The following is a 7,327-nucleotide window of genomic DNA, read 5'->3' as shown; positions in this document are numbered from 1 at the left end:
TTTGGTACTTTAATTGAATTAAGAGCTTCAGATTCTAAAATCAATGTAAGTTCATTAAGAGATAGATTTAATCAAATGGATTTAGGAGATGTCTCAGTGAAGAAATTTGGCAATGATACAGATTTTTTAGTAAAATTTGAAAATAAAGATAATAAAAAAAATATTATTGAAGAAATTAAGACTAATTTAGATAAATCTTTTGGAAATAACTATGATTTTAGAAGGGTAGAGAATGTTGGGCCAAAGGTAAGCGCTGAATTATTAAAATCAGGGGTTATAGCAATATCTTTGTCTTTAGCATTAATGTTAATTTATATTTGGATAAGATTTGAATGGCAATTTAGTTTGGGTGCTATTCTAGCTTTGTTTCATGATGTTATTGTCACTTTAGGAGTTTTTTCACTATTTAGTTTAGAAATAAACTTATCAATAATTGCAGCTGTGTTAACAATAGTTGGATATTCAATGAATGACACTGTGGTTATTTTTGACCGTGTGCGTGAAAATTTAAGAAAATATTCAGATATAAAAATTTTTGAATTAACAAATATTTCAATTAATGAAACGTTATCAAGAACTATAATAACTTCTGCAACTACTTTACTAGCTTTATTAGCAATTTATTTTTTTGGTGGAGAAATATTAAAAGGATTTTCATTAGCAATGATACTTGGTGTTGTTTTTGGAACTTATTCTTCTATTTATATTGCCAACACTGTTTTAGTTAGACTAAGAGTTTCTCAAAAAACTGTTCTTAGAGAAGACGATCAAAAATAAATTAAAATATATTTTGTGCAGCTACCATTGAAAGTAGCATAGGTAAAGATAATAAAGTATTTGTTCTTGAGAATAGCATTGCAGTTTTAGCTGATTTAGCTTTTGTATCTGGATCACTCTCAACTATTCCTAAAGCCCTTTTTTGATTTGGCCAAATTACGAACCACACATTAAATGCCATTATAATTCCTAACCACATTCCAATTCCAATTGCAGTATGTTTTGGAACACCTGAGCCAATACTTAAAGTCATTGCATCATGAAGATATCCATTAAGAAGAGCAAGAATTAAACCTGAAAGAACAGTTAATGCAGCAGCCCACCTAAAGTAAAATAATGCAGCTGGTGCTATTACTTTACCAATAGCTGGTTTTTGTTCATCTGGAATTTTCCCCATATTTGGAATTTGAACAAAATTGAAATACCAAAGTAAACCAATCCACATAATTGCAACAATTACATGTATGTATCTAAATAACCAGCTCCAGAATAGCGTATCAAAAGCAATTCCGTCGTTTAAATAAAATAATCCTAAAAACAAAATAATTGCTAACGCAAGTGATGCGTGGACTGTTTTTGATAATGATGACAATAAATTGCTCATGATTCTTAATAACTATACACTAATTTTTGAATATTTTTAAGTTTTTAAATTTAAGCTAAAAGAGGTTTTAAAAATTGACCAGTATAACTTTCCTTAACTTTACATACTTCTTCAGGTTTTCCTTCGGCGACAATATTACCACCCTTTACACCACCTTCAGGTCCCATATCTACAATGTAGTCGGCTGTTTTAATAACATCAAGATTATGTTCAATGACAACTACTGTATTCCCAAGTTTTACAAATGTATGAAGTATTTCTAAAAGTTTTTTAATATCATGTTGATGTAAACCTGTAGTTGGTTCATCCAATATATACATTGTTCTTCCTGTCGATCTTTTTGAAAGTTCCTTTGCGAGCTTAATTCGTTGAGCTTCACCTCCAGATAACGTAGTTGCTTGCTGACCTATTTTTATATAACCCAATCCAACTTTTTTAAGAGTTAATAGTTTTGTTTTTATATTAGATATATTCTCAAAATACTCACATCCTTCATCAACTGACATATCCAAAACATCAGCAATACTTTTTCCTTTAAATTTAATTTCTAAAGTTTCTCTATTGTACCTGGTACCCTTGCATTCATCGCACTGTATATAAACATCGGGTAAGAAATGCATTTCATATGTGATTACACCATCACCTTCACAAGCCTCACATCTACCTCCTTTAACATTAAAAGAAAATCTTCCTGGTTTATATCCTCTTGTTTTTGATTCTGGTAGGCTTGTAAACCAATCTCTAATAGGTCCAAAGGCTCCTGTATATGTTGCTGGATTTGATCTAGGGGTTCTGCCAATAGGAGATTGGTCAATATCAATTATTTTATCAATTAATTCTACACCCTTATAACCTTTAAATGATTTTGGTGTTTTTCGTGCTTTATTATTTAAAGTTAAATTTAAGGCGTGAAATAGAGTTTGTAATATTAGAGTAGATTTACCACTACCCGAGACACCAGTAACACAGGTAAAGGTTCCAGTTGGAATTTTAAGATTAACATTATTTAAATTATTTCCACTTGCACCATTGATTTCAACAAACCTTCCATTTTTAGCTAAACGTCGTGATTTTGGAATTTCGATTGTTTTTTTATTTGCAAGATACTGCCCAGTAATACTATTTTTATCTTTTTTAATTTCTTCATATGATCCTTGCGCTGTTATCTCACCACCATTGCTCCCAGCTTCAGGGCCAAGATCAATAATATGATCTGCATTTTCCATCGTCTCGGTATCATGCTCTACAACAATAACTGTATTACCAAGATCTCTTAACCTTTTTAGCGCATTAATCAGTTTAACGTTATCTTTTTGGTGTAATCCAATTGAAGGTTCATCCAAAACATATAAAACACCAGTTAACCCGGATCCAATTTGAGAAGCTAATCTTATTCTTTGAGCTTCACCTCCTGATAATGTCCCAGATTCTCTTGATAGTGTTAGATAATCTAATCCAACATTAAGTAGAAAATTTAATCTTTCATTAATTTCTTTTAATACATGTTCTGCTATTTTAAATTGTCTTTTATCAAGATTATTTTCTAAATTTTTAAACCATTCTGCTGCATCTAAAATAGATTTTTTTGTTACCTCACTAATATTTAGATCATTGATTTTAACACATAATGCCTCTTCTTTTAATCTATCACCATTACATGCTTCACATGCAGTATCGGATTGATATTCAGCAATGGCTTCTCTTTTCCATTCACTGTCAGACTCTAAAAATCTTCTTTCAAGATTATTAATTACACCTTCAAAAGTTTTTTTATAAGAATATTTCTCATAACCATCATCATAATTAAATTTAATCTCATCTTCATCTGAACCATAAAGAATAATATCTTTAATTTTTTTGGGTAATTTTTTCCATTTTTCATCTAAAGAAAAACCATAATGTTTTGCTAATGATGCTAAAGTTTGAGCGTAATATAATGTGGTTGATTTTGACCATGGTTCAATTGCTCCATCTGCTAAACTTTTTCTTTCATCAGGAACAACTAAATTTGGATCAACATTTAATTTCATTCCGATTCCTTCACACTCTTCACAAGCTCCATAGGGGCTGTTAAATGAAAAAAGTCTTGGTTCAATTTCCTCAATTGTAAAGCCACTCTCAGGGCAAGCAAATTTGGTAGAGTAAATTAATTTTTCAATTTTTCTAAATTTTTGAGGAAGCGTCTCATCTTCATATTCAACAAATACTAAACCGTTAGCTAAATTTACAGCTGTTTCAATACTTTCAGCTAACCTGTTGCCAAGTTTTGAATTTAAAACTATTCTATCGACTAAGACTGAAATATCATGTTTAAGTTTTTTATCTAGATTAGGTGATTTTTCAATATCGTATAAAACATTATCAATTTTAATTTTTCTAAAACCTCTTCTTTTGTAGCTTAAAATATCTTTTTTATATTCACCTTTACGACCTCTCACCACTGGAGCATAGATATATATTGTTGATTTTTTTGGTAATTTTTTAACTAGATCTACTATTTGTGTAATTGTTTGAGATGTTATTGGTTTACCTGTAAATGGTGAGTAGGGGATGCCAGCTCTAGCGTATAATACCCTCATGTAATCATAAATCTCTGTTACAGTTGCAACAGTAGACCTTGGATTTTTTGATGTATTTTTTTGTTCTATTGCAATAGCTGGACTTAATCCTTCAATTAAATCAACATTTGGTTTTTTCATTTTATCTAAAAATTGACGTGCGTAGGCAGATAAACTCTCTACATACCTTCTTTGACCTTCTGCGTAGATAGTATCAAAAGCTAAAGATGATTTTCCTGATCCTGATAGACCTGTTATGACCACAAATTTGTCTTTTGGAATCTCTACTGTAACATTCTTCAAATTATGTTCTTTAGCGCCCTTAATAACTATCTTTTTCATCATAATTTTAGTTGCTTTGAGTTAATAAAATTAATATTCAGAAGAATTGTGATATAATTTTAATTAACTAATTTAACAAATATTAAATATTATGGCTGGAAGTTTAAATAAAGTATTATTAATTGGTCGTTTGGGCGCAGATCCTGAAATTAAGCAAATGGTAAATGGCAAAAGTGTTGCCAGATTAAGCCTTGCAACAAGTCAATCTTGGAAAGACAAAAACACAGGTGAAAGAAAAGAGAAAACGGAGTGGCACCGTGTAGTTGTATTTAACGAAGGTTTAGTAAATGTTGTTCAACAATATTTAAAAAAAGGTGCTCAAGTTTATGTTGAGGGACAACTTACGACAAGAAAATGGAAAGATGAACAATCGGGACAAGACAAATACTCAACTGAAATAGTTATACAAGGATATAATTCTTCACTGACAATGTTGGGAGGAGGAAATTCTAGTGGCGGAATTCAAAATGACACAACTCAACAAAATAATATTGAGGATTCTTCACAAGTGTCAGATATGGATGATGAAATTCCATTTTAACTTCTATGAAAAATACCGAAGAGTTTAAAGATAAAAATATAAAATTAATCTCAATGCATGATGAGATGAGCTCATCATATCTTTCTTATGCAATGAGCGTAATTGTAAGTCGTGCTCTTCCTGATGTTAGAGATGGATTAAAACCAGTTCATAGAAGAATTTTATACGCAATGTACAAAGGCGGATATGATTGGTCTAAACAATTTAGAAAATCTGCAAGAATAGTCGGAGATGTTATTGGTAAATATCACCCGCATGGTGATCAATCTGTTTATGATGCTTTAGTAAGAATGGTACAGGATTTCTCCATGAGTTTACCGTTAATTCAAGGCCAAGGAAATTTTGGTTCTATTGATGGTGATCCAGCTGCCGCAATGAGATATACGGAAACTCGCTTGTCAAAAGTTTCTCAATATTTAATTGATGACATTGAAAAAAATACAATTACTTTTAAAAGCAATTATGATGAAACTGAGAAAGAACCTAGCGTTTTACCAGCACAGTTTCCAAATTTATTAGTAAATGGAGCTGGCGGTATCGCTGTTGGTATGGCAACAAGTATACCACCACATAATTTAGGTGAAATTATAGATGGCACCTTAGCCTTAATAGATAACAAAGATATTAAAATTAAAGAATTAATGAAACATATACCCGGTCCAGATTTTCCAACAGGTGGTGTAATTATAGGTAAAGATATAATTAAACAAGGATATAACAATGGTAGAGGGTCCTTTAAGATTAGGGGTGAAATTTCAATTGAGCAACAAAAAAACGGACGTGAAAGACTTGTAATAACTTCTATACCGTATCAAGTAAACAAATCTGTTTTAAACGAAAGGATTGCTCAATTAGTAAGAGAAAAAAAGATTGAAGGAATAAGAGATATTAGAGACGAGTCTAACAGAGAAGGTATTAGGGTATCAATAGATTTAAGAAATGGTGTAGAACCAGAAACTATAAAGAGACAATTATATAAAAATACTCAAATAGAGAGTTCATTTGGTTTTAATACTTTAGCGATTGTTGAGGGAAAACCACAAACTTGCACACTTAAAGATTTTTTATCTAATTTTTTAACTTTTAGAGAAGATGTTGTAATTAAAAAAACTAAATTTGATCTTCAAAAAGCTGAGGAACGTGCTCATATATTAATAGGATTATCTGTTTCAGTTGAAAATTTAGATAAAATAATAAAAATTATTCGATCATCTAAAACACCCGATGATGCTAAAGTATCAATTTTAAAAACTAAATGGAAAATAAACAAATCTCAAAAATTAATTTCTTTAGTTGAGGGAAAAAAAGGTAAAAACCTTTATTCTTTATCTGAACCACAAGTTTTGGCTATTTTAGAATTAAGACTTCAAAAATTAACTGCATTAGGGATAAATGAAATCGAAGTTGAAATTAAAAAACTAGCTGAACTAATCACTAAATATAAAAAGATTATTTCATCAAAAAAAGAACTTTTAAAAGTAATCAGTGAAGAGTTAAAAAATATTAAAGAGAAATTTGCTATTCCAAGAAGAACTAAAATTATAGATGCTGTTTTAAATTACGATATTGAAGAAACTATCCAAAAACAATCCGTAATAATTACAGTTACATTACAAGGATACATAAAAAGAGGTTCTTTAGATGGAGTAAAAAAACAAAAAAGAGGTGGTAAGGGAAAATCTGGCATAACAACTAGAGATCAAGACTCTGTTGTTCAAACATTATCCGTAAACACTCATACTTCGGTACTCTTCTTTTCTACTGAGGGTTTAGTTTACAAGATCAAAGCATGGAAAATCCCAGAGGGCTCATCATCATCAAAAGGAAAATCTTTATTTAATATTTTACCTTTAAAGAGTCACCAAGCAATAAGCTCAATTATGCCAATGCCAGAAGATGAAACTGATTTAAAAAATTATCAAATTATATTTGCTACTGCTCAAGGCAAAGTAAGAAAAAATAGTTTAGAGGACTTTTCATCAATTAATGCGTCTGGAAAAATTGCAATGAAATTAGATAATAATGATAAAATTGTAGGTGTTAAAATTTGTAAAGATGATCAGGATGTAATTTTAAGTACAAAATTTGGAAAATGCATTAGATTCGAAGCTAAGAAACTTAGAGTTTTTAAAGGTAGATCTTCTAAAGGAATTAAAGGTATAGAGTTATCGCCTAATGATCAAATAGTATCTTTATCAGTTATCGATAATGATAAAATTAATAAAAATGGAAAAAAATCAAAAGATGAAAAATCTGAATTAAAAGCAAAAGAGAAATTTGTTTTGTCAATTAGTGAGAAAGGTTATGGTAAAAAGACCTCACATACAGATTATAGAGTTACTAACAGAGGTGGAAAAGGTATTATAGGAATAGTAAATTCACCAAGAAATGGCAATATTACCTCATCCTTTCCTGTTTTTGAAGGTGATGAAATTTTAATTTCTACGAATAAAGGCCGGGTTATAAGAGTTGCTGTTAAAGAAATTAGAACAGCGGGCAGAAATA

The 7,327-nt window shown here is 30.3% G+C and carries 5 protein-coding genes; 3 read left to right on the top strand and 2 right to left on the bottom strand.

Translation table 11 applies throughout. From position 1 onward, the window contains the following. A partial coding sequence (secF, locus tag ACTTBL_RS06580; RefSeq protein ID WP_440644130.1) for a protein translocase subunit SecF occupies positions 1 to 777 on the top strand: 777 nt, incomplete at its 5' end. Between the two features lies 1 nt (position 778). Here the strand turns inward: secF and ACTTBL_RS06575 are convergent. Beyond that, entirely contained in the window at positions 779 to 1,381 is a 603-nt protein-coding gene (locus ACTTBL_RS06575) for a urate hydroxylase PuuD (RefSeq protein ID WP_440644129.1), read from the bottom strand. Positions 1,382 to 1,431: 50 nt separating this feature from the next. Further along, on the bottom strand, positions 1,432 to 4,284 hold the full coding sequence (uvrA, locus tag ACTTBL_RS06570) for an excinuclease ABC subunit UvrA (protein ID WP_440644128.1): 2,853 nt from the start codon (positions 4,282 to 4,284) through the stop codon (positions 1,432 to 1,434). An 88-nt stretch (positions 4,285 to 4,372) separates the two neighbouring features. Between uvrA and ssb the strand changes: the two genes are divergently transcribed. Beyond that, positions 4,373 to 4,822 carry a single-stranded DNA-binding protein gene (gene ssb / locus ACTTBL_RS06565; RefSeq protein ID WP_440644127.1) on the top strand — a complete coding sequence of 150 codons (450 nt, stop codon included), beginning with the start codon at positions 4,373 to 4,375 and terminating at the stop codon, positions 4,820 to 4,822. A 5-nt stretch (positions 4,823 to 4,827) separates the two neighbouring features. Beyond that, on the top strand, positions 4,828 to 7,327 hold a 2,500-nt coding region (gene gyrA, locus ACTTBL_RS06560), incomplete at its 3' end, for a DNA gyrase subunit A (protein WP_440644126.1).

The sequence above is a fragment of the Candidatus Pelagibacter sp. HIMB123 genome, from assembly GCF_052048195.1.
Classification (GTDB): Bacteria; Pseudomonadota; Alphaproteobacteria; order Pelagibacterales; family Pelagibacteraceae; genus Pelagibacter.
Note: the sequence above shows the minus strand (reverse complement) of the source record. Positions and strands in the feature narration are given on the sequence as shown.